Source organism: Paenibacillus sp. 102 (genome assembly GCF_039549175.1).
GTDB lineage: Bacteria > Bacillota > Bacilli > Bacillales > Bacillaceae_G > Bacillus_A.
The window spans coordinates 29,125-52,292 of the sequence record NZ_JBCGHT010000008.1 but is presented as its reverse complement, the minus strand read 5'-3'; the positions used below and the strand labels follow the sequence as shown (position 1 = coordinate 52,292).

Annotated in this window: 20 protein-coding genes, 1 pseudogene and 2 other annotated features; of the genes and pseudogenes, 19 read left to right on the top strand and 2 right to left on the bottom strand. The window is 34.6% G+C overall.

The annotated features are described in order from the left end of the window. The first annotated feature begins 241 nt into the window (after positions 1-241). The 3 genes from AAIE21_RS17730 (at position 242) to AAIE21_RS17720 (ending at position 3,836) form a co-directional block, all read left to right on the top strand. On the top strand, positions 242-2,002 hold the full coding sequence (locus tag AAIE21_RS17730; protein WP_343267975.1) for an ABC transporter ATP-binding protein: 1,761 nt from the start codon (positions 242-244) through the stop codon (positions 2,000-2,002). 101 nt (positions 2,003-2,103) lie between these two features. Next, positions 2,104-2,781 (top strand): envelope stress response regulator transcription factor HitR, encoded by a 678-nt coding sequence (hitR, locus tag AAIE21_RS17725; protein ID WP_343267974.1) that lies wholly within the window; start codon positions 2,104-2,106, stop codon positions 2,779-2,781. After that, a complete protein-coding gene (locus AAIE21_RS17720; protein WP_343268085.1) occupies positions 2,763-3,836 on the top strand; it encodes a sensor histidine kinase in 1,074 nt (357 codons plus the stop codon). Before hitR ends, AAIE21_RS17720 begins: the two co-directional genes overlap by 19 nt. A gap of 52 nt (positions 3,837-3,888) precedes the next feature. Here AAIE21_RS17720 and AAIE21_RS17715 read toward each other — a convergent pair. Next, positions 3,889-4,068: pseudogene (locus tag AAIE21_RS17715) on the bottom strand (DUF3139 domain-containing protein); the annotation flags it as partial. 154 nt (positions 4,069-4,222) lie between these two features. Between AAIE21_RS17715 and AAIE21_RS17710 the strand changes: the two are divergent. From AAIE21_RS17710 to AAIE21_RS17690, 5 genes are all read left to right on the top strand, one after another. Continuing rightward, positions 4,223-4,942, top strand: a complete 720-nt coding sequence (locus AAIE21_RS17710) for a 3-ketoacyl-ACP reductase (protein ID WP_208018276.1) — start codon at positions 4,223-4,225, stop codon at positions 4,940-4,942. A gap of 122 nt (positions 4,943-5,064) precedes the next feature. Beyond that, complete coding sequence (locus AAIE21_RS17705) at positions 5,065-5,736, top strand: O-methyltransferase (protein ID WP_343267973.1); 672 nt, start codon at positions 5,065-5,067, stop codon at positions 5,734-5,736. 162 nt (positions 5,737-5,898) lie between these two features. Next, complete coding sequence (locus AAIE21_RS17700) at positions 5,899-6,771, top strand: aminoglycoside 6-adenylyltransferase (RefSeq protein WP_343267972.1); 873 nt, start codon at positions 5,899-5,901, stop codon at positions 6,769-6,771. Between the two features lie 125 nt (positions 6,772-6,896). Continuing rightward, complete coding sequence (locus tag AAIE21_RS17695) at positions 6,897-7,748, top strand: peptidoglycan-N-acetylglucosamine deacetylase (protein WP_343267971.1); 852 nt, start codon at positions 6,897-6,899, stop codon at positions 7,746-7,748. Between the two features lie 188 nt (positions 7,749-7,936). Further along, positions 7,937-8,278, top strand: coding sequence for an SdpI family protein (locus tag AAIE21_RS17690; protein WP_343267970.1), 342 nt, complete (start codon positions 7,937-7,939; stop codon positions 8,276-8,278). A gap of 69 nt (positions 8,279-8,347) precedes the next feature. Here the strand turns inward: AAIE21_RS17690 and AAIE21_RS17685 are convergent, their stop codons facing one another. Next, positions 8,348-8,959 carry an NUDIX hydrolase gene (locus AAIE21_RS17685; RefSeq protein WP_343267969.1) on the bottom strand — a complete coding sequence of 204 codons (612 nt, stop codon included), beginning with the start codon at positions 8,957-8,959 and terminating at the stop codon, positions 8,348-8,350. An 86-nt stretch (positions 8,960-9,045) separates the two neighbouring features. On the opposite strand from AAIE21_RS17685, the gene AAIE21_RS17680 reads away from it, so the two are divergent. From AAIE21_RS17680 to speB, 11 genes are all read left to right on the top strand, one after another. Next, on the top strand, positions 9,046-9,684 hold the full coding sequence (locus AAIE21_RS17680) for a pyridoxamine 5'-phosphate oxidase family protein (protein ID WP_343267968.1): 639 nt from the start codon (positions 9,046-9,048) through the stop codon (positions 9,682-9,684). Between the two features lie 334 nt (positions 9,685-10,018). After that, positions 10,019-10,252, top strand: a binding site (T-box leader). A gap of 113 nt (positions 10,253-10,365) precedes the next feature. Next, positions 10,366-10,599 (top strand) — a binding site (T-box leader). A gap of 155 nt (positions 10,600-10,754) precedes the next feature. Next, positions 10,755-12,050 carry a homoserine dehydrogenase gene (locus AAIE21_RS17675; protein WP_343267967.1) on the top strand — a complete coding sequence of 432 codons (1,296 nt, stop codon included), beginning with the start codon at positions 10,755-10,757 and terminating at the stop codon, positions 12,048-12,050. Further along, on the top strand, positions 12,043-13,101 hold the full coding sequence (gene thrC, locus AAIE21_RS17670) for a threonine synthase (protein ID WP_343267966.1): 1,059 nt from the start codon (positions 12,043-12,045) through the stop codon (positions 13,099-13,101). The genes AAIE21_RS17675 and thrC overlap by 8 nt, the downstream gene beginning before the upstream one ends. After that, the gene (gene thrB, locus AAIE21_RS17665; protein WP_343267965.1) at positions 13,098-14,003 is read left to right on the top strand and encodes a homoserine kinase; all 906 of its coding nucleotides are present in this window, start codon (positions 13,098-13,100) and stop codon (positions 14,001-14,003) included. The genes thrC and thrB overlap by 4 nt, the downstream gene beginning before the upstream one ends. A 186-nt stretch (positions 14,004-14,189) precedes the next feature. Continuing rightward, the gene (locus tag AAIE21_RS17660) at positions 14,190-16,505 is read left to right on the top strand and encodes a glycoside hydrolase (protein ID WP_343267964.1); all 2,316 of its coding nucleotides are present in this window, start codon (positions 14,190-14,192) and stop codon (positions 16,503-16,505) included. Between the two features lie 270 nt (positions 16,506-16,775). Beyond that, a complete protein-coding gene (locus tag AAIE21_RS17655; protein ID WP_343267963.1) occupies positions 16,776-17,774 on the top strand; it encodes an LCP family protein in 999 nt (332 codons plus the stop codon). A gap of 159 nt (positions 17,775-17,933) precedes the next feature. After that, complete coding sequence (locus tag AAIE21_RS17650; RefSeq protein WP_343267962.1) at positions 17,934-18,755, top strand: peptidoglycan-N-acetylglucosamine deacetylase; 822 nt, start codon at positions 17,934-17,936, stop codon at positions 18,753-18,755. Positions 18,756-18,772: 17 nt separating this feature from the next. Then, the gene (locus AAIE21_RS17645) at positions 18,773-19,429 is read left to right on the top strand and encodes a YkyA family protein (protein ID WP_343267961.1); all 657 of its coding nucleotides are present in this window, start codon (positions 18,773-18,775) and stop codon (positions 19,427-19,429) included. A gap of 261 nt (positions 19,430-19,690) precedes the next feature. Then, on the top strand, positions 19,691-20,368 hold the full coding sequence (locus tag AAIE21_RS17640; RefSeq protein WP_343267960.1) for an MgtC/SapB family protein: 678 nt from the start codon (positions 19,691-19,693) through the stop codon (positions 20,366-20,368). Positions 20,369-20,549: 181 nt separating this feature from the next. Beyond that, positions 20,550-21,923 (top strand): sigma-54 interaction domain-containing protein, encoded by a 1,374-nt coding sequence (locus AAIE21_RS17635; protein ID WP_343267959.1) that lies wholly within the window; start codon positions 20,550-20,552, stop codon positions 21,921-21,923. 275 nt (positions 21,924-22,198) lie between these two features. Further along, positions 22,199-23,155, top strand: a complete 957-nt coding sequence (speB, locus tag AAIE21_RS17630; RefSeq protein WP_343267958.1) for an agmatinase — start codon at positions 22,199-22,201, stop codon at positions 23,153-23,155. Positions 23,156-23,168 lie beyond the last annotated feature (13 nt).

Here is a 23,168-nt window from a genome sequence, read left to right as displayed (position 1 = left end):
TAGGTTGTAAAAATACATTTTATATATATTTGAATCATTATTAGTTCCTTTTTGTTTAAACGTAAGAATGCTTATTTACATAAGTACCAGGTAATAATATCAGATGATTATGCCTGTTGTAAAGATGTGATTTGATGTGTTTTATTACCAAATAAGTAGACTGTTTACATTCAGTTTACATTCATAACGTATTCTAGTTTTAGAAATAACCGCTTGGTTTGAAATAAGGAGATGACCAGAAATGGAAGTACAAAATACAGAGAAGAAAAAGGGAAGTTGGAGGAAGTTTTTACGGCTTATTCAAGATACAAATCCTCCGAAAGGTATTCTTATATTTGCATTAGTAATGAGCTTGTTTTCAACAGGGGCAAGTCTGTTTATTCCAATGCTTACAAAAGGGTTAGTTGATAATTTTTCGATTTCCTCAATCGGTACAATGCAAATTGTTGGCTTAGTTGCATTTTTTGTTGTTCAAACAATAGCGTCAGGTTTATCCATTTATTTACTCAATTATATTGGGCAAAAAATTGTAGCTGGAATTAGAGAACGACTATGGAAAAAGGTTTTGATTTTGCCGGTTTCTTACTATGATCAAAACAGAACGGGTGACACAATTAGCCGTATGACAAACGATACAGGTGTTGTAAGAACGTTAATATCAGAGCACCTGTCTAGCTTATTAACGGGTGGTATTTCTATTGTTGGATCGTTAATTGTATTATTTGTTTTAGATTGGAAAATGACAGTTCTACTATTAACTGTTATTCCGTTATCTGTATTGATTTTAGTACCACTTGGAAGAATGATGTATAAAATTTCTAAAACACTACAAGATGAGACAGCTTCTTTTACTAGTGTGTTAAACCAAGTGTTATCAGAAATACGTTTGGTGAAATCTTCAAATACGGAATCAAGAGAGTATGAGAATGGTAACAAAGGAATTCAAAAGTTATTACAATTTGGTTTGAAAGAAGGAAAAGTGCAAGCTTTAATTACACCCGTTATGTCATTTGTTTTAATGGCGTTGCTTGTTATTATTGTAGGATATGGCGGAATGCGAGTGTCTAGTGGGGCACTAACAACGGGAGAACTTGTAGCGTTTATTCTATATTTAGTGCAAATTATTATGCCCATGAGTCAACTTTCTATGTTCTTTACACAATTCCAAAAGGCAATTGGTGCAACAGAACGTATTCATACTATTTTAGAGTATGAAGTTGAAAATCATATAGATGGTATTCAGGTAACAAATGCAAAGCAATCTATTTTGATTGAAAATGTAAATTTTGAGTATAACGAAGAAGAAAAGGTACTACAAAATATTCATTTTACAATTGAATCAGGAAAAGTGACTGCCATAGTAGGACCTAGTGGTAGTGGGAAAACAACCTTATTTTCTTTATTAGAACGCTTTTATGAACCAACGAGTGGTGTAGTAAAGTTAGGAAAAGACCCTATTTCAACATACTCATTACAATCATGGCGACGTCAAATTGGATATGTATCACAAGATAGCCCGTTAATTGATGGAACAATCCGAGATAATATTTGCTACGGAGTTGAAGGGAATGTAAGTGACGAGGAGATAGAACGAGTATCGGAGATGGCTTATGTTGATGCATTTATTCATGATTTACCGAAAGGATATGATACGGAAGTCGGGGAACGTGGTGTGAAACTATCAGGAGGGCAAAGACAAAGAATTGCGATTGCTCGTGCGTTGCTCCGAGATCCTCAAATTTTAATGCTAGATGAAGCGACCTCCAGTCTTGATAGTAAATCGGAATCTGTTGTTCAAAAAGCGTTAAATAACTTAATGAAAGGCAGAACAACTTTAGTTATTGCACACCGACTTTCTACTGTTGTAGATGCAGACAAAATTATCTTTATTGAAAAAGGAAAACTTACAGGAAGTGGCTCTCACGATGAATTGTTACGTTCTCATGATATGTACCGAGAATTTGCAACGCAGCAATTGAAAATTAAAGAGGGAGCACTATAAAACGATTGTAGAATTGGATTTTGAAGCAGTGGGGGATTTTCTTTAACTTCACTGCTTATTCATCATTATAACTGGCATGATGAAAGAGGAGAGGTGATGATTTGATGCCGAGAATTTTAGTAGTAGATGATGATCCACACATTAGAGAGTTAGTTTCTGTGTTCTTGGAACGAGAAGGTTTTCAAACCTATGAGGCCATTGATGGGGTGGATGCTCTTCGTAAAATAGAAGAAGTAAAAATGGATATGGTTATACTCGATATCATGATGCCGAATATGGATGGCTGGGAACTATGCTATGAATTAAGGAAATATTACGATATCCCGCTTCTAATGCTTACAGCAAAAGGAGAAACTTCGCAAAAGGTGAAAGGGTTCCAGTTGGGAACAGATGATTATCTCGTAAAACCTTTTGACCCATTAGAATTAGTTGTACGAGTAAAAGCGTTACTGAAGCGATATCAGATTACTGTGTCACAGTCTATTCAAATCGGAAATGTATTGTTAAATCGTAAAACATTTGAAGTTACCATCGGAGAAAAAACGATAACATTACCTTTAAAAGAATTTGAGCTATTGTTTACTATAGGCTCAAAAGTAGGTAGAACATGTTCAAGGGAACAATTGATTGAAGAAGTGTGGGGTTATGATTTTGAAGGGAATGAAAGGACATTAGATGTTCATATTAATCGTTTACGTGAAAAGTTTCAGGAAGAACAATCAGGTTTTACAATAAAGACAATTCGCGGGCTAGGTTATCGATTAGAGGTAAGGAAATGAGTACGAGAAAGTTTTGGAAGGTAACGGGGAGTATTATAGGAGTGTTTTCCACTCTCATTGCTATGTGGTCAATTGCATTCTTTGTATCTTCAAGCGTGGTATCTGCCCTTAAAATAGAAGTGTCACCTTTTGTTACGTTTCTCATTAGTGATATACTGGGATTTTTATTTGTTGTTCTTATTTGTATGCTGATTGGACTTTTAATGAGACCGAAGCGAGAAGCGATGGTTTGGTCTATTATTGAGCCAATACAAAAAATTACAAAGGGCGATTTTTCTGTGAAAATAAGGAATGAAGAGCAGTACGATGGAGAAATAGGTGTCCTTGTGAAAAGTATTAATGAAATGGCGGATGAATTGAATGTAATGGAAAGAATGAGACAAGAATTTGTCTCCAATGTTTCGCATGAAATTCAATCGCCGTTAACATCGATTAAAGGATTTGCGCGTGCTCTTCAAGATGATCATTTACCGGATGAAAAGCGAAAACATTACCTTACGATTATTGAGACAGAGACAACAAGGTTATCTAAACTTAGTCAAAATTTGCTTAAGTTAACATTGTTAGAATCTGAAGAGCATTTGCCAGAACATATAACATATCGATTAGATCAACAATTAAAGCAAATCGTACTAAATTGCGAACCACTTTGGAGTGAAAAGGAGATTGAGCTAGAAGTATCTCTAGAGAAAATGTATATCACTGCAGATGAAGAAAGTATGAGTCAAGTATGGATAAACTTACTTCACAATAGTATAAAGTTTACGCCAAATGGCGGAGCGATTACAATCAAATTAATACAAAATGACGAACAAGCTGAAGTTCATATTCGTGATACAGGAGTTGGAATCTCAGAAGAACAAAGAGAGCATATTTTTGAACGCTTTTATAAAGCTGATTCATCACGAAATCGTGTACATGGTGGGAGCGGTTTAGGATTGGCGATTGTGAGGAAAGTGATTGATCTTCACCAGGGGAAGATACAAGTAAAAAGTGTGGTTGGAAATGGAACTGAGTTTATCATTTCAATCCCTGATAGTGAATTAATAAATTAAATGATAGATGGTTAAGGCTAGGAAAAATAATCTTTTATAAATAGGGCATGCCCTATTTATAAAAGATTATTTCTTTAAAAGAACATTTCCCATATTCACAACTATGTTGATAAGCTACTCCTTCACTATTGATGCGATATACATAATGAGATTCTTTATTCTTCTTAAAATCTACAAAGGCTTCGGCTCCATTTTTATCATCATCCACATCAATGAATTGAACATGACGTACTGGTTACATATGTAATTTATGAATTGTACATTGAACACAATAGTTACTTACAAGTAACCTACGCACATCAAAGTGCATAATTGCATTTCAAATTAGATGCAGATAGAATTCATGATAGGAAAAAGCAATTTAGAATCATTGAGGAGTGTTATATTTGGCAGAATTATTACAAGGGAAAAATGCATTAATTACAGGAGCGGGAAGAGGAATTGGTCGTGCTGTAGCGATTGCTTTAGCAAAAGAAGGCGTCAATGTTGGTCTTTTAGCGCGCTCTGAAGAGAACTTAAAAGCAGTTGCGAAAGAAGTGGAGGCAGAAGGTGTAAAAGCTGTAATTGCTACTGCTGATGTATCTTCATATGAAGAAGTGACTACTGCTATTGAAACATTAAAAAGCGGATTAGGTTCTATTGATATTTTAATTAATAATGCGGGTATTTCTAAGTTCGGCAAATTTTTAGAATTAGATGTTGCTGATTGGGAAAAAATTATCCAAGTCAACTTAATGGGTGTATACTATGCAACTCGTGCTGCATTACCAAGTATGATTGAACAACAGTCTGGTGACATCATTAACATCTCATCTACAGCAGGACAAAAAGGTGCACCAGTAACAAGTGCATACAGTGCTTCTAAATTTGGTGTTCTTGGTTTAACAGAATCGTTAGCGATGGAAGTACGTAAACATAACATTCGTGTAACGGCTTTAACACCGAGTACAGTTGCGACGGATATGGCAGTAGATCTAGGATTAACAGATGGTAATCCAGATAGAGTTATGCAAGCGGAAGATATTGCAGAGTTTATCGTAGCGCAGCTGAAATTAAATAAACGTACATTTATTAAGTCTGCTGGGCTTTGGTCTACTAATCCGTAAAAAATAAATAAAAAAGATTTGGCCCTAAGCCAAATCTTTTTTATTTATTTTTTAGTCTGAATTTTTCATCTATAATGATGTTGAAGGATTATCTTACATAATCGGAAGGGAATGGTATTGACATGAATCATGTTGATAAATGGAAGGCTGTCGATGAATATATTACGGACTTACTTGTGCCAACTGATCCTATTCTGAATGAGGTACTTCAAGCGAATGCTAAAGCTGATCTGCCAGCACATGATGTTTCATCAACGCAAGGAAAGCTCTTACAATTGTTAGTGCAAATTCATCGAGCACAGAATATTTTAGAGATTGGAACTTTAGGGGGATATAGTACACTATGGCTTGCAAGAGCATTATCAACAGGTGGTCGTCTTATTACGCTTGAAGCAAGTGAAAAGCACGCTGAAATTGCCCGTATTAATATTGAAAGGGCTAAATTGAGTGATGTGGTTCATGTACGAACAGGGATGGCAATAGACTCATTACAACAAATAGCTAATGAAAATCATGAACCATTTGATTTTATTTTTATTGATGCGGATAAACAAAACAATCCAGCGTATTTTGAGTGGGCTCTTAAACTGTCAAAGCCTGGTAGCTTAATAATAGGGGATAATGTAGTACGTGAAGGAGAAGTACTTGATACTTCTAGTGATGACCCACGTGTGCAAGGAATACGTCGTTTTTATGAGTTAATAGCTAATGAGCCACGTGTTACTGCCACAGCAATTCAAACAGTAGGGAGTAAGGGATATGATGGATTTGTAATGGCGCTTGTAACAGAGTGATAAAATTCAACTGGAGGCTATAGATCTATTAGACTAGGAGGAGAAAAAATGAAGAAAATGTTTGATATGTTATAACGTGTATGGAATACAGGTAATTCTTCTCGTGCTCCTCCAAAACGAATAGAGTACAGTGGATTAATAAAATTTGGAGGTTATAAAAATATGAGAAGCGAAAAAGAAATGATGAGTTTAATATTAAGTACAGCGAGAGAAGATGAACGGATTCGTGCAGTTATTATGAATGGCTCTCGTGTGAATCCGAATGTAAAGAAAGATTGTTTTCAAGATTACGATATTATATATGTTGTGAAAGGTATAAAGTCATTCACATCTGATCACAGATGGATCAATAGATTTGGAGGAATAATGATTGTACAAATGCCAGAAGAAATAAGTCTAGTTCCACCAGAAGAGGATGGAAGGTTTCCTTATTTAATGCAGTTCATAGACGGAAACCGAATTGACTTAACTTTAGTTCCAGTAGAATTAATAGATGAGATTCTTGATAGAGATAGTTTGAGTGTCCTTCTTCTTGATAAAGATGATGTTATTGAGCCGTTTCCACCAGCAAGCGATTTGGATTATCTTATACCTAGGCCAACAGCAAAACAATTTGCAGATTGCTGTAATGAGTTTTGGTGGTGTAGTATCAATGTTGCCAAAGGGCTGTGGAGAGAAGAACTACCATATGTAAAAGGGATGCTTGAAGGTCCTGTGCGAGATATGCTGGTGCAGATGCTGGAGTGGCATATTGGGATGAAGACAAATTTTACAGTAAGCGCTGGAAAGTTTGGGAAGTATTTTGAAAAATACCTTGAGCAGGACATGTGGAAACGATATGTGGAGACTTTTTCAAATGCGGAGTATGAAAACATTTGGAAGTCTTTCTTTGTAATGGGGAATTTATTTAGAGAAACTGCAAGCGGGATTGCTAGCTATTTTAGTTACAAATATCCACAAACTGATGATGATAGAGTAACAAGCTATTTAGAGCATGTGAAGTCTTTACCGAGAGATAGTCAAAAAATTTATTAAGTGTTTAGATAGAAGGGAAATAAGATCGTCCCAAAGGTGGGACGGTCTTATTTCTGTTTGTGAATATGGACCTTTCTAACAAAATTCGAATGAATGACATATAAAATATAAGGGAGGTTTTTATCATGTACTATTTTTATCCATCCGAAATGTTTAGTCCTTTTCAGTGGACTCTAGAACGTAATATTCCTTTTTATACTCCGTATTCTTATATACCGTATTCAGATTCAGATCCTTTTTATTATCAAAATTATCCTAGTTCGATTCATAATTTATCAAATGTTGGTTTAGGTAACGAAGTGCAAAGTGGGGAGGAGGTTCGAGGCTCTTGGACTCCATTTTCATGGGTTGAAAAATTTGCTTATGCGTTTTCAGGACCATTTAATAAGGCTGAGATTGCTCTTACATTTGATGATGGGCCAGACCTTGTATTTACTCCACAAATATTAGATAAATTAAAAAGTTATGGTGTGAAAGGTACTTTTTTTCTTCTAGGTGAAAATGCAGAAAGATATCCTAATGTAGTAAAGCGAATTGCGAATGAGGGCCATATTATTGGGAATCATTCGTACAATCATCCCAATTTCGCTAAAGTGAGTGATGAAGAATACCGGAATCAAATTGTAAAAACAGAAGAGACATTGAAGAGATTGGTGGGGTATGCGCCAAAGTTTATACGTCCACCCTATGGTGAAATACGTGAAAAGCAGCTGGGATGGGCGACAGAGCAAAACTTTATGATTGTACAGTGGAGTGTAGATACAGTTGATTGGAAAGGGGTAAGTGCAGAGCAGATTACAAATACTGTATTAGGAAATGCGTTTCCGGGAAGTGTTATATTACAACATTCTACGCCAGGAGGAAACTTGCAAGGTTCTGTAGACTCATTAGACCGAATTATTCCTCAGATGAAAGTGAAAGGGGCGCGTTTTGTCACGCTTCCTAGCATGTTTCAAACGTCGAAACAGAGAGAGTAAATATAAAACAATAAAATTGGGAAATGAACATAAAATACTGTATTCAGCTTGTACATCATTTAAACAAGAGTGATGTATTTTTTTGTTATGGAAAATATAGGTTTGTGATTCATTTTTGTTATATAATAAAGGTATAAACTGACAAAAAAATTGAGAATATGTGTGTGGATGCGGGGAGGGGGGATAAGATGATATATGCACTTGTAAATATTGGAATGAGCATATTAATCGGTATTATATTCATATTAGCTGCACTAATATTGAGGAAAAACCCACCAACAGATATTAATGCAGTATATGGGTATCGAACAAAGCGGTCAATGAAAAACAAAGATTTATGGAATGCTGGAAATCGATATAGTGCTGAAGTTATGAAACAAAATGGTGTTTTTATGATTTTAGTAGGGAGCGCAATTGGATTACTATTTAAGTATACGCATACAACGATTGCAATCTTAAGTCTTATGATTATATTAATCATTCATATGTTTGTAAAGGTAGAGAAGAAATTAAAGACACTAGAGAAATAATAAATTGTATGTATCAATCTTTGGTGATTAAAGTTTGAACCCCCTCTTTAGGTAGGGGGGATTCGAACTTTAAAAGCTATTTTTTAGCATAGTTCGTCCTTTTTCCACAACAAATTCATAGTATTCAAGTTCATACGGATAGATATCTTCAAATGTTATTGTAATAGGCTTAGCACTTTTGTTTAAAACTGGAATGCCTGTTGTAGTTGCAACTTCTCCTTTTAAAAGCTGTAAAAAAGAAGCCGCATTTACTTTCATTACATCTTCAACCTCATCACCTGGTGCAAACGGAAGTGATTTTGTAACAACGTGAAAATACATATGACACATTTCACGGTCAATGAAGTACGGGATTTCATGATTGATTTTAAAAATGCCTTTGTATTCTAAATCAGTAGCTTGAAAGGATAGGCCTAATTCTTCTTCTACTTCACGAAGACCACCTACTCGAATATCTTCACCATACATAATATGTCCAGCAGATGTAATATCCCATTTTCCTGGGAAATATTTCTTGTTTTTAGCTCGTAATTGGAAGTATAACAACATGTCTTCATTTTCTTTTTCCACAAACCAGCAATGGAATGTTTCGTGCCAATCACCGTCACGATGTACATCATCACGTAGTTTTTTTTCAATTTTGTTTCCTTCTGCATCAAATATCGTTAACCATTCTGTCATTTATATTCCCCTTTCTATATAGTTTAGTATACAATAATTGTATGTAATTTTGGGAAAATAAAGAAAATACAAGGGGTGTATATTGAATGGGACTGGAGGAAACAAAAATCAATTCTTTCATTTCAACGGAAGAAGAATTACGTCTTATTTTAGGGTATCCAAGTGAACGTGCGGTGAAGAAAGTGATTCCATCTCTTGATCATCATTGTCGTGATTTTCTATCTAAATCTCCGTTTCTTGTAATGTCTACTTCAGATAAGTTTGGGCATTGTGATGCTTCGCCAAGAGGAGATGCACCTGGATTTGTACATGTTTTAAATGAAAATCAAATTGTAATTCCGGAAAGGCCGGGGAATCGCCGAGTTGATTCGATTCTTAATATTTTATCTAATCCAAAGGTGGGGCTTATCTTTCTTATTCCAGGGCTTGGAGAATCATTACGAATAAATGGGCGTGCAGCTATTACAAACGATGAAGAGATTTTAGAAAAAATGCAAGTGAATGGCCGTAATCCATTACTTGGAATTGTTGTAGAAATAGAAGAGTGCTTCATCCATTGTGCGAAAGCGTTTATACGTTCTGAATTATGGAATCCAGATTCTTGGTTAGAAAAAGAAGCATTACCATCAGCGGCAAAAATGCTTGCTGATCATGCCAAAGTGAACGCAAATGAAGAAGAAGTTGCACGCTCGTTAGAAGAAAGTTATACGAAAAGGTTATATTAAAAATTCGCATAGTCTATCATTTGATAAAGTATATAAGCATAATTAATATAAAGACGATGGAAAGGCATTTTCTTCAAGGGTGATCAGTATGGATTGAACGATAAAAAATATTGCTATAGGTTATTAGCATCATGTAATATACACTTTTTTAATGGGGAATCTGCAGATTTGATATGTTCTTTTATTGGTGGAATTATTATTTTAAGATATAAAGTAAAGCTATAATTATGTTATGTAGTAAAGAATATATGAATAATAAAATGAATGTTTTTTCAAAAACGGGCTTGCTTTTTTGAATTGTCGTAATTATAATAATTTAACAAATAGACATGAACGAAAAGTAATGATAAGGACACGAGATCATTTTTACGGTTTGCAGAGAGGGAGGCCATAGGCTGTGAGCTTCCTAACACGGAAAATAATCTTACCACCTTTGAACTCTGGTAGTGAACGAGTAATCTAGTAACTATTGGCGGTCTCAGCCGTTATCTGAACTTGAGCAATCCAGAGCGAATGTATATTTGGATTGGAACAAGGGTGGAACCACGAAAACACATTCGTCCCTTTTTTAGGGATGAGTGTGTTTTTTTATATGAAATGAATATTGAATATTAAAAAAATAAAAACTTTTCTTGCTTTTTTGTAATATGTACGTATAATGAATTAACAAATAGAACCGAACGAAAAGTAATGATAAGGACACGAGATCATTTTTACGGTTTGCAGAGAGGGGAGCCATAGGCTGTGAGCTTCCTAACACGGAAAATAATCTTACCACCTTTGAACTTCAATAGTGAACGAATAATCTAGTAATTATTGACGGTCTCAGCCGTTATCTGAACTTGAGCAATCCAAAGCGAATGTATATTTGGATTGGAACAAGGGTGGAACCACGAAAACACATTCGTCCCTTTTTTAGGGATGAGTGTGTGTTTTTTTATAAAAATTATTACTGAATTGAAAGGAGGTGCAGTTGGAGTGAAACAATTGATCCGAACGAGAACCACCATTGACTGCGCAAATAAGAAGAAAATCATCGGATATTTTAAAAAATAGGAGGAGATTTTAAAATGGGAAATGTAGTACACGTTGGAGTATTAGGGCTTGGAACAGTAGGAAGTGGCGTTGTTCATATTTTGAAAGATCACAAGGAGAAAATAAGTCTTGATACAGGATATGAAGTAAAGGTAAAGGCAGTAGCAGTACGTGATGTAGAAAAAGAACGCGATGTTTCAATTGATGGAATCCTGATAACAAGTGATGCAAATGAAATTTTAGAAGACCTCAACATTGATATCGTAGTAGAAGTGATGGGCGGAATTCAAGAAGCAAAACAGGCTATTGTAAGGGCGTTACGTAATAAAAAACATGTCGTAACTGCAAACAAAGACTTAATGGCTGTATATGGTAATGAATTATTAAAGTTAGCAAACGAAAATGGCTGTCAGTTGTATTATGAAGCAAGTGTAGCTGGAGGGATTCCAATTTTAAGAGGATTAGTAGACGGCTTAGCTTCTGATCATATTGAAAAAATTATGGGGATTGTAAATGGCACAACAAATTATATATTAACAAAAATGAGTCAAAATGGTTGGTCATATGAACAAGCGCTACAAGAAGCGCAAAAGCTAGGGTTTGCAGAATCGGATCCATCAGCAGATGTAGATGGACTAGATGCTGCGCGAAAGGTGGCTATCCTTGCAAACTTAGGATTTTCGATGAATGTTTCGTTAGATGATGTACGTGTTCGAGGTATTCGAAATGTAGAAAAAGAAGATTTAGAAATGGCTAAGAAACTAGGGTTTACTATGAAACTAGTTGGAAAAGCGGAGAAGGAAGGTTCAGCGATTAATTTAAGCGTAGCGCCTACTTTATTACCAAGTCATCATCCGCTATCTAATGTGAACAACGAATTTAACGCTGTATATGTACACGGTCATGCGGTTGGGGAAGTTATGTTTTATGGGCCAGGGGCTGGGAAATTACCAACAGGATCTGCTGTAGTGAGTGATATTATTTCAATCGTTAAAAATATGAATCAAGTAATGAAAAATCAAGATGTGCTAAAAGAGTTAGTGCCTTATAAATTAAAACGGGATGAAGAAGTTGTTTCAAAATACTTTTTACGTATTTTATTAGGAGATGAACCAGGAATGTTTCAAAAAATAACAGAATGTTTCGTTAATGAATCAATTAGCTTAGAAGAAATTATACAATTGCCATTCAATCAAGAGCTGGCGGAAATTGTAATTGTGACGCATCAAACTTCAAAATATCAGTTTGAAAAAGTTTTAGCATCAATAGAGAATGTAGCGAATGAAATAAAGAGTTATTACGCTATTGAGGAGGAGAAACAATATGTATAAAGGATTACTAAAGCAATATGCTTCTTATTTACCAGTGAATGATCAGACACCAGATGTAAGCTTGATGGAAGGAAATACACCACTCATTCCACTTCTGAATATTTCTAAAGAATTAGGGATTCATTTATATGGAAAATATGAAGGTGCTAATCCAACAGGATCTTTTAAAGATAGAGGAATGGTAATGGCCGTAGCGAAAGCAAAAGAAGAAGGATCACAAGCAATCATTTGTGCTTCAACAGGCAATACATCAGCAGCGGCAGCGGCATATGCCGCTCGCCTTGGGATGAAGTGTATTATTGTTATACCAGAAGGGAAAATTGCTCATGGGAAGTTAGCACAAGCAATCGCATATGGAGCAGAGATTATTTCAATAGAAGGAAACTTTGATGATGCGCTTCGAGCTGTACGCCAAATTGCGGCAGAAGAGCCGATTACATTAGTAAACTCGGTGAATCCATATCGAATTGAAGGTCAAAAAACAGCTGCGTTTGAAATTTGTGATCAGTTGCAAAAAGCACCAGATGTTCTTGCTATCCCAGTTGGAAATGCAGGGAATATTACAGCATATTGGAAAGGTTTCTGTGAGTATGAAAAAGAAAAGGGGTTTAAAAAGCCAAGAATTCATGGTTTTGAAGCAGAAGGAGCAGCTGCAATTGTTAAAGGTCATGTCATTGATTCACCAGAAACAGTCGCAACTGCGATTCGCATTGGTAATCCAGCAAGTTGGTCCTATGCTGTAGAAGCAGCGGAACAATCAAATGGTGAAATTGATATGGTATCAGACGAAGAAATTTTAAATGCGTACAGGTTGTTAGCGAAAACAGAGGGAGTTTTTGCAGAACCAGGGTCAAATGCTTCTCTGGCAGGTGTAATCAAACATGTTCAAGTAGGAAAAATCCATAAGGGCGAGACGGTTGTTGCTGTGTTAACAGGAAATGGTTTAAAAGACCCTGACATTGCTATTGCTTCTAATTATTTGGAAATTGCAAGTGTTTCAAATGATATGGAACAAATAAAAGAACATATTAAAGGAGTGATTGTTTCATGATTCCTTTTAAAGTTCGTGTTCCAGCTAGTACAGCAAATGTAGGTCCTGGTTTCGACTCTGTTGGAATAGCATTATCATTATATTTAGAAGTAGCTGTGAAAGAAAAGTCAACTCATTGGCATGTTACACATTCATTTGATTCTTCAATCCCGAATGATGAAAGAAATTTAATTGTAAGTACGGCACTTAAAGTATGTCCTTCTTTATCTCCACATAAAATAGAAGCTACTAGTAATATTCCGCTTGCGCGAGGGTTAGGAAGTAGTGCATCAGCCATTGTAGCGGGAATAGAACTTGCAGATCAACTTGGAGAATTACATTTAACAACAGATGAAAAAATTCATCTTGCTACGAATTTCGAGGGGCACCCTGATAATGTAGCTGCTTCTATTTTAGGAGGTACTGTTATTGGAGCGATGGATGGGGATCATGTATCTGTTGTTAGAATAGAGAGTAAAGAATTAGGTGTAATCTCTCTTATTCCTGATGAAGAATTAAATACAAATAAAAGTCGTTCTGTATTACCAGAGACATTTCACTTCCATGATGCAGTTCGTGCCAGCGCAGTAAGTAACGTATTAGTGGCAGCATTGTGCCAAAAGAAATGGGGAATTGTTGGTGAAATGATGGAAAGGGATCTGTTTCATGAACCATATCGTTCACAGCTGATTCCCTTATTACCAGAAATCCGCCAGTATGCAAAAAAAATTGGAGCATATGGAACTGCGCTTAGTGGTGCTGGACCAGCGGTTTTTATTCTGACTCCGTATGAAAAACGTCAGGAAATTGCTGTGCAATTAGCAAAAGTATTTCCGGCTATGCAAGCTTGTCAGTTAGAAATTGATCATGAAGGAACGGTTGTGAAAAGAGAGCAAGGTGCTGGTTTATCAGTAAGAAAATAAAGTGTTAAAGCAAAAGGGTACAGATTTAATCTAAAAGATTAAGTCTGTACCCTTTTGCTATGCTCATTGGAATACTAGAGCTGTTTATAATGAATTATGTTCTTATCTATAATGATTTTTTATTACTTAGTATTGCCATATTCCTGTAACAAACCACCTGTATATTCAGAGGTGGAGGTGCAGAAGATGAAAAAAATGATGACAATATGTCTTCTTACAACAATGACAATTACGACTTTGGCGGGCTGCGATTGGAAACAAAACAATGTTTCACATGAATTCAAAGCAAAAAAAGTAATATATAAAGATTTTACGTATGAAGTTAATCCTGAAACATTTGCTTTAACAGTCGAGCATGATGGAGTGAAGGAACAAGCATCACATCCTTTACCGAAAATGAAAGTATCAAAGCTGAAAAAAGATGATACACATACATCATGGGAATATCCTGATCAGAAAGTGAAAATGAGTTTGGAAAAGAAAAAAGATCATTTAAATATTACGATTGAATCTACAGGTGCAGAAAGCTTTACTTGGCCAAAAGTACAAGCTGAGAATTATACACTTCCTTTATGGGAAGGAAAGTATATTCCGAGTAATGATGAGAATTGGAAGGGATTTTTAAAGGATGAGACGTATTCATTTACGGAGTCATTTTCAATGAAATTTTTTGCGTTAAATGGTTCGAAATATTCCACGGTATTTGTTGCAAACAATATATTTAATAACGAAGTGAAATTCCAATCAAATCCGAAAATCGGATTTGATTTCACTCATGAATTTCCGAGTATTAACAAAAATAAATCGTACGGTTTTCAACTGTATGTGACTGATAATGATGCGGTAAATATTGCGAAATTGTATAAGAACAATATTGTAGAGAAGGGTGAATTTAAAACATTACAAGAGAAAGCAAAACAAAATAAAGAAGTTGAAAAGTTATACGGAGCAGCTCATTTTTATTTTTGGAATCAAAATGCTTTATCGCAAAGCAATATAGATTGGCCAAAACTAAGACGACAAATCAATAGTCCTATATTTGGATGGATGAAAGAACTAATTCAAAAATATAGTAAAGAGCCTGGTGAATTACATGTATTTGATCAAATTAATAAACAGGATTTTATTGATAAGTATCAAAAAAATGTTGTTCTGCGTTATATAAATGAAGTGTTAGGGATGAAGGAGTTTTACAAAGAAGAGATGTTTCCGAAAGTTGATGATGAAGCAAACCGATTATTGAAAAAAGGTATAGATCAATTAACTGAAACGGAATTGTATAGCTTAAATAAACATTTATTAAAATCGGCACTTGGTGACGCAGTTGAGGATGTTGAGCAATGGGGTAGTGCAGATGGTACGGATGTTTTAAAAGAGATGAATGGAGCTGGTATTGATTATGCATGGATTGGACTGCCAAATTGGGAGCAAGGATTCATTCAACCAGAATTTGTGAAGCAAGCTGAGAAAATGGGATATTTAGTTGGTCCATATGATTCTTATCATTCGATTCATGAAAAAGGCGATAAAAATTGGAATACAGCTTCTTTTAAAGACCCTTCACTATTTGAAGATGCAACAGTTGCAAAAAAGAATGGTGAGAAAATACAAGGGTTTTTAGGGAGAGGTCGTAAATTAAATCCGACATTATCCTTACCTAGTGTGAAAGAACGTGTCAGTGGTATATTAAATAATGGTACCTCATTTCATTCATGGTTTATTGATTGTGATGCCACAGGGGAGATTTATGATGATTATTCTCCAAAACATATCACAACACAAGAACAAGATTTAAAAGCACGTTTAGAACGGATGGATTATATCGCGAAAGAACAAGGTATGGTTGTTGGCTCTGAGGGTGGAAATGATTTTGCAAGTCAAGTGATTGCTTTTGCACATGGTATTGAAACGCCTGTTATTAAATGGGCCGATGAGGATATGAGAAAGAATAAGACAAGCCCATATTATGTTGGAGGTTACTGGTCACCAAATCAAAATGTTCCAGAAAAGTATGCAAAGCAAGTGCCAGTGAAAGAAGAATATAAACAAGTGTATTTAAACCCAACGTATTCAATACCTTTATATAAATTAGTGTACAATGACTCTGTAATTACAACTCATCATTGGGAATGGGGTAGCTTGAAGGTAAAAGATGAAGTCGGAAATCGTATGTTATATGAACTATTATATAACGTTCCGCCTTTATATCACTTAGATGAAGTGGAATGGAAGAAGCATAAAAATGAAATTACGCATCATTTAAAAACATGGGAAGCATTTCATAAAAAAGCAGTAAAAGAAGAGATGACGAACTTTGCATATCTTTCAAAAGACAAACTTGTGCAAACAGCTTCCTATGGAAAAGACATAAAAATAATTGTGAACTTCTCTGATCAAGATGTGAAAACAGAAGATACAAAAGTATCTGCAAAATCAGCTGTTATTTTTGACGAGGGGAAGAAAGTGATTTATAAACCTGAAGTGAATGAAAAGAAAAAATAAATGTAGAAAAATGCCGCCAGTTATGTAATAAAAGCTCTAACTGGCGGTCTTTCTGTACAGGTATTGAAAATGTAATTGTAAATTTTTAGAACAATCGTTTGACATCTTGTTAAAATAAAGTGCGAGAGTATAATGTGAAATGAAATACATATTGATTTTACTTCTTTACAACGAAACCTTACAAAAATGTAAGGTGAATGAAATGAAATTCAATATGAAGATTGATAAACATGGAGTATACTAGGAAAAGAGAAAGAGAGGAGAATAAACATGAGCTCTGAATTAGAACAAAACACAAGAAGTAAAAAGAAACGTTCTAAACGAAAATCTGTAAAATGGTTCATTTTGATTCCATTTTTACTGCTCATTTTTGGAGGAGTAGGATATGGTTCGTTATTATATAATAAAGCAAAAGCGGTTGTAAGTGATGCGTATGCACAAATTGAAAAATCAACTAAACGTGATAAAGAGGTTGAACCGTTAAAAGATAATATTTCGGTTTTAATTATGGGTGTTGATGGAAGTGATATTCGAAAAGGGCAATATGGAGAAGCTGTTCGTACGGATGCACTATTATTAGCGACAATTAATAAAGATGATAAATCAGTGAAATTAGTAAGTATTCCGCGTGATTCTCGTGTGTATATTCCATCAAAAAAGAAACAAGATAAAATTACACATGCCCATGTATTTGGTGGAGTTGAAAGTACGCGGAATACAGTAGAAAGATTTTTAGATGTCCCAGTTGACTATTATGTGAAATTCAACTTTGATTCTTTTGTGAAAATTGTAGATTCACTTGGTGGTATTGATGTAGATGTCCCAGTTTCATTTACAGAACAAGATAGTAAAGATCAAGCAGGTATGATTCACTTAGAAAAAGGTTATCAACATTTAAACGGAGAGCAGGCTTTAGCGTTGGCAAGAACACGCAAAATTGATAGCGATGCAATGCGTGGTCAAAGACAACAACTCGTTATCGAAGCGATTACGAAAAAAGCAATGTCTGTTCAATCAATTAGTAAATTAGGATCGCTGTTAGATGCAGTTGATAGCAACATGAAAACAAACTTAACATTTGATGATATGCTTTCCATTACAAAAAATATGGCCGGAACTGATTTGCAAATGGAGAAAATGCAAATAGAAGGTACGGATAAACGTATGGGTGGGATTTATTATTACATTCCAAACGAAAAAAATGTGCAAGATATCTCTAAAAAGTTGAATGAGCATCTAGGTATTACGCCAAAAGCGGTTCGAAACTAATTGTAAAGGTTGGCGCCTAGCCAACCTTTTTTTGTTCATAATATATGTATTAAATAGATTAAAATACCATTGAGGTTATTTAAAAATGTTTACATATATAATAAAATAGATATATATGCTATGCATGGAAGAATAATAGAAAGAAAGGAATTTCGTAGAATGGGAAATGTATTTAATGTAAAAAGTATGATAGTTACAATCGTGGCTATTATTGCGATTGCAGTTGGGTATTTTATGTTTCAATCCATTACATCACCGGCTAGGGCAGTAGCAAATCAAGTGAATTCAGTACAACTTGCAAGCGAGCAGTCAAAAGTGGAGATGAATAAAACAGCACCAACTCAATTTAATGGTCAAGTGAGAAAAGTGGCTTATCTTACCTTTGATGATGGGCCAGGAAAATATACGGCTGAACTGCTAGATATATTAAAACAAAATGATGCGAAAGCAACATTTTTCTTAATTGGTGCAAATGTAAAACAGTTTTCAGATTTAGTAAAACGTGAGAAAGCAGAAGGCCATTATGTAGGTATGCATAGTATGACACATGATTTTAAAAAATTGTATACAAGTGGCGAGTATGTGAATGAAATGAAAGAAGATCAAGGATTAATAGCAAATATTATTGGAGAATCTCCGAAATTAACACGTCCTCCATACGGTTCTATGCCTGGTTTAAATGAAGCGCTTCGTAATAAAGTAGTAGAAGATGGCTTTAAAGTTTGGGATTGGACGATTGACTCTTTAGATTGGAAATATAATAAAATGCCTGTTGATGCTGCTTCAGCGAAAATCGTTCAAAATGTACTTACAGGTGCAACGAATCCTAAAGAAGTTATCTTAATGCATGATATTCATCCGCAATCTGTTGCAGCAGTACCAGCAATTATAAAAGGGTTAAAAGAAAAAGGTTATGAATTTGAAGCGTATCATGAAGGGGACCACTTCCCATTGAATTTTTGGCATGATAAACGTATGTAACATAGGGGGAAAAGAAGTTGACTTATAGAAAATTAGCATTAGTTGGAGCACTATCAGTAGGATTATTATCAGGTTGTTTTGGTGAAAAACCAGAAGAAAATCTATTTGTTGCGTTTGAAAATGCAGCTAAACAAGAGAAGTCGTTGTTTGAAGATGCGAAAAAATTAGAGACGTTGGAAAAACAAGGACAAGAATTATATGCTCAAATTATAACAGAAGGAAAAGAGCATAATGAGGCAGTTGCACAAAAATTAGATCAAGCAGTCTCAAATGTGGATGAACGTGAAAAAGTATTAAAAAATGAAAAAGAGGCATTAGAGAAAGCGCAGAAGGAAACGAAGTCAGTTCAAAGTAATGTAGAGAAAATTGAAGATAAAAATATACAAAAACAAGCAAAAAAAGTAGAAGAAGCTTATAAAAATCGTTATGATGCTTTTCAAAAAATGAACGAAAGTTATGTGAAATCAATGGCAATTGAAAAAGAGCTTTATGCGAAATTAAAAGTAAAAGAAACAAAGTTAAAAGAAGTTAGCGAGAAAGTGAAAGAAGTAAATAAATTAACAGAAGAAATGAAAAAAGAAAAAGAGAAGTTTAATGGATATACAAAAGAGTATAACGAAGGGAAATTAGCATTCTATAAAGAAGCGAAAATTAAGGTTAAGGAACAAAAATAAAGCTATATTTTTAATATAAGTAATACATAACTTGAAAATAACCAGCTTGTATATAAAGGTGTTAAATTAAAGAGATTCAAATAATATAAAGACTAAAAAGCCGGAAAAACAGTTTATTTATATGTTTTTTCGGCTTTTTAGCATCGGGAAATAGAAAAGACTGGAATTGAAACTTTAAAAGAGTTATAGTTTAATATCCAAGGAAAAAATGATGTTTAAAAAAAGAAATGATGAACATCATATAAGTAAGGAGAATGAAAAATGACATATGAATTTTTACTCAAATTAGGTTTGGCACTCTTTTTAGGTTTATTTATAGGAATTGACAGGCAGCTAAAGAATAAACCACTTGGTGTGAAAACAAGTATGGTCATTTCTGTAGCGAGTTGTTTAATTACGATGGTTTCAATTGAATCAGTGAATGTTTACTCTTCACCCGGACATACAAATATGGATCCGATGCGTTTAGCAGCTCAAATTGTGAGTGGCGTTGGTTTCCTTGGAGCGGGTGTAATTTTAAGAAGAAATAATGATGTGATTTCAGGATTAACAACGGCATCAATGGTTTGGGCAGCATCTGCTTTAGGGATTGCAATTGGAGCAGGTTTTTATATACAAGCAACCGTTGCAATGGTTCTCATTATATTAGCTATAAATGTATTGCCACACCTTGTTAAAATAGCGGGTCCTTATTCTTTAAGACAAAAGGATTTAGCAATTAAAATTATCGTAAAAGAGCACCGAGAATTAGATGGTATTTTTAAACAAATTAAAAACTTAAACATGCAAGTGAAGCGCGTGAAAATTAAAGATATTGACAGTGAATCTCAGCAATTAGAAATGGTTATATTAGCGCCTGAAGAGTTATATACAACTGAATTATACAGTTCATTAAAAGAAATTGATCATATTGTTTCGGTCGAAGTTGAAAGTAGATAAAGTACGCATTATAAAAAATCCTCCAGTTATGTAATTAAAATTGGAGGGTTTTTCTTGTTGTATGAAGTGATAGAAAAATAATGTGAGGCATACTTTATACTTTACATATCTATACAAAATCGAATAAACTATTCATTAATAAATAGACTGAATTTTCTTTGTTTATAGGATGGTGAAAAATTTGTTATATACAGAATTTATTTCTGAAACAGAAACGATATTGGAATCTTTAATGGATGATTTGATTGTAACAGATGTAAATGGAACGATTTTAAAAGCGACACAATTTACTGCTGATAGATATGGAATTGAGTATGAAAGTTTAATCGGGGCTTCTATTTATGAATTGGAACGAACGGGTATCATTACACCGATTGTAACGCCGTTAATTATACAAAAAAAAGAGAAAATTACAGTTGTTCAGCTTACAAAGACAGGAAATAAATTGCTAGTAACAGGTATACCTTTATTTGATGAGGAAGGCGAAGTGTATCGTGTTGTAAGTTATTCTTATAATGTTTCGGATTTGATAGAAATTCAGAAATATTTAGATCATATGCAAGAGGAATTGGAGCGTGTGAAAGAGGAAGCACAACTTATATTACGTGAAAAAATTACATCAGTAGGATTAGTTGCTGATGATCCTGCAATGTATAAAGCAATGGAGACAGTACATCAAGTTGCAGAGGTGGATGTAAATACAGTTCTGCTTGGAGAATCAGGAGTGGGAAAAACGGCTATTGCTCGTTATATTCATGATAAGAGCCCAAGAAAATATGGACCTTTTATTGAAGTGAATTGTGCTGCTATACCTGAGTCTTTATTTGAGGCTGAATTCTTTGGGTATGAAGCGGGTTCTTTTACGGGAGCGAAAAAAAATGGGAAACTTGGATATGCAGAACTAGCTCATGGGGGAACTTTGTTTCTTGATGAAGTAGGAGAGCTTTCACTTGACCAACAGGTAAAACTTCTTAAGTTAATTGAAGAAAGACAGTTTTATCGAGTTGGTGGAACAAAGCTTAAAAAGGCGGATTTTCGTCTTATTGTCGCGACAAATCGTGATTTAGAAGAGTTGGTAGTAAATAAAGAATTTAGACAAGATTTATACTTTCGTTTAGTTGTTGTACCAATTTTGATTCCTCCACTACGTGAGCGACCTAAGGATATTATGAATTTGATGTATTTATTTTTGAATAAGTTTTGTACGCAATATAAAAGAGAGAGGGAATTAGATCAAGCTGTTATACAAATTTTATTGCAACAAAAGTGGAAAGGTAATGTAAGAGAGTTAATGAATATAATAGAACGGCTCGTGATTACATCGCATTCCAAGTTAATTACCATTGAAAATATACCAGATTACTATAAATCTAATTCTAGTGATGAAATCGTTGTAAACTCGCCTCAAACTCTTACGGAAATACTAGAAATGGTAGAGAAACAAGTGTTATTGGATGCTAAGAAAAAATATAAGACGACTGTGAAAATGGCAGAGAATTTAGCGATAAGTCAGCCTTCTGTAGTAAGAAAGCTGAAGAAGTATAAGATAAATTGAAGTTATGAGTTGTGAGAAGATGGATGAATTATTTTCCTCCATCTTTTTCTTATTTTCGAACTTGGCATGATAGTTGCATTAATAAATAATACAAAGGCGGAAAAAATATTGCCTTCTATCATACTTGCCTTTAATACTTCAAAATTCAAAAACAGGGAAATGAGTAGGGGGAAATTGATAAGGCCAATCCTATTAGCATGAGGTGAAAAATATCCCATTAAAGGAAGCATCATTTTATTTAAAGTAACAGAAAAATAATTTGTAGGAGTGAGAAGATGTATAAACCTAAAGATTCTGCTATGTCGCCTCGTTTTTGTGGAGTGAAAACGTTTATGAGGCTAGAACAAAAAAATACGACTGAAAATGTAGATTTTGCAGTGTTAGGAATTCCTTTTGATACTGCACAGTCGTATCGTGTGGGAGCGCGTTTAGGGCCGAATCATATTCGGAATTTTTCGAGTTTACTACGTCCATATAATCCAGATCAAGCGATTGATATTTTTGATTATTGTTCAGGTGTAGATTATGGAGATTTAGATATTGTACCGGGTAATATTCATCGTACATATGACAACATTGTAGAAGGTTTAACACCTTTATTAGAAAAAAGGATTGTACCTATTATATTAGGTGGGGATCATTCTATTTCATTAGGAAATTTAAGAGCATTCGCAAAGCAATTTGGGCCTATAGCTCTTGTTCATTTTGATTCTCATAGTGATACATGGGATCATTACTATGGAGAAAAATATATGCATGGAACTCCATTTCGGCGGGCGGTTGAAGAAGGGCTCATTAATGTCGAGCATTCTATTCAAATAGGAATGCGTGGTCCATTGTATGGGCCAAATGATATAGAGGATGCAAGAAAGTTAGGTTTTGAAGTTATTCCAATGAGAGAAGTACGAAAAATAGGATATTCAGAAGTGTTACGGAGAATTCATAAACGAGTAAAGGATGCGGTAACATTTGTTTCATTTGATATTGATTTTATAGATCCTGCATACGCACCTGGGACGGGAACACCTGAAATTGGTGGGCCTACAACAATTGAAGCAGTGGAACTTGTGCAAGGATTAGATGGATTACATATTGTTGGATTTGATTTAGTAGAAGTATTACCTGCGTATGATAGTGGAGAAATTACAGCAATTGCGGCATCAAGCATTGCATATGAAATGATTACTCTTGTAGCGATGCAAAAACGACGTAATTTAGTAAGGCTAAAATAGTATGTATTGAAAA

Bases quoted from the DNA above. Each gene is read 5' to 3' on its own strand.
- AAIE21_RS17730 (WP_343267975.1), top strand. From the start codon at position 242: ATGGAAGTACAAAATACAGAGAAGAAAAAGGGAAGTTGGAGGAAGTTT.
- AAIE21_RS17705 (WP_343267973.1), top strand. From the start codon at position 5,065: ATGAATCATGTTGATAAATGGAAGGCTGTCGATGAATATATTACGGAC.
- AAIE21_RS17700 (WP_343267972.1), top strand. From the start codon at position 5,899: ATGAGAAGCGAAAAAGAAATGATGAGTTTAATATTAAGTACAGCGAGA.
- AAIE21_RS17695 (WP_343267971.1), top strand. From the start codon at position 6,897: ATGTACTATTTTTATCCATCCGAAATGTTTAGTCCTTTTCAGTGGACT.
- AAIE21_RS17690 (WP_343267970.1), top strand. From the start codon at position 7,937: ATGATATATGCACTTGTAAATATTGGAATGAGCATATTAATCGGTATT.
- AAIE21_RS17685 (WP_343267969.1), bottom strand. From the start codon at position 8,959: ATGACAGAATGGTTAACGATATTTGATGCAGAAGGAAACAAAATTGAA.
- AAIE21_RS17680 (WP_343267968.1), top strand. From the start codon at position 9,046: ATGGGACTGGAGGAAACAAAAATCAATTCTTTCATTTCAACGGAAGAA.
- AAIE21_RS17675 (WP_343267967.1), top strand. From the start codon at position 10,755: ATGGGAAATGTAGTACACGTTGGAGTATTAGGGCTTGGAACAGTAGGA.
- thrC (WP_343267966.1), top strand. From the start codon at position 12,043: ATGTATAAAGGATTACTAAAGCAATATGCTTCTTATTTACCAGTGAAT.
- thrB (WP_343267965.1), top strand. From the start codon at position 13,098: ATGATTCCTTTTAAAGTTCGTGTTCCAGCTAGTACAGCAAATGTAGGT.
- AAIE21_RS17660 (WP_343267964.1), top strand. From the start codon at position 14,190: ATGAAAAAAATGATGACAATATGTCTTCTTACAACAATGACAATTACG.
- AAIE21_RS17655 (WP_343267963.1), top strand. From the start codon at position 16,776: ATGAGCTCTGAATTAGAACAAAACACAAGAAGTAAAAAGAAACGTTCT.
- AAIE21_RS17650 (WP_343267962.1), top strand. From the start codon at position 17,934: ATGGGAAATGTATTTAATGTAAAAAGTATGATAGTTACAATCGTGGCT.
- AAIE21_RS17640 (WP_343267960.1), top strand. From the start codon at position 19,691: ATGACATATGAATTTTTACTCAAATTAGGTTTGGCACTCTTTTTAGGT.
- speB (WP_343267958.1), top strand. From the start codon at position 22,199: ATGTATAAACCTAAAGATTCTGCTATGTCGCCTCGTTTTTGTGGAGTG.